Below are 255 nucleotides of genomic sequence, written 5' to 3'. Positions count from 1 at the left end.
ATTTCAGATACAATAGCCAACCTGTTAATAACTCATTTGGAACCAAGTAAGGCATTACAAGCGAAAGCATCAAGCTTAAGCAATGTAACTAAGACCCGAACAAGTCCATAACAGTTGTGCTGGCGACAATAGCAAGAGTGAACCACCTGATCCCTTCCCGAACTCAGAAGTGAAACCTCTTCGCGCTGATGGTAGTGTGGGGTTACCCATGTGAGAGTAAGTCATCGCCAGCTCATTATTCTAAACACCCTCAAC

The 255-nt window shown here is 44.3% G+C and carries 1 rRNA gene; it reads left to right on the top strand.

From position 1 onward, the window contains the following. Window positions 1-118 precede the first annotated feature (118 nt). A 5S ribosomal RNA gene (gene rrf / locus ACEO2X_RS14645) occupies window positions 119-233 on the top strand. Window positions 234-255 lie beyond the last annotated feature (22 nt).

Source organism: Acinetobacter sp. AL9, from assembly GCF_041464035.1.
GTDB classification, from domain to species: domain Bacteria; phylum Pseudomonadota; class Gammaproteobacteria; order Pseudomonadales; family Moraxellaceae; genus Acinetobacter; species Acinetobacter towneri.
This window is presented reverse-complemented; position numbering and strand designations above follow the sequence as displayed.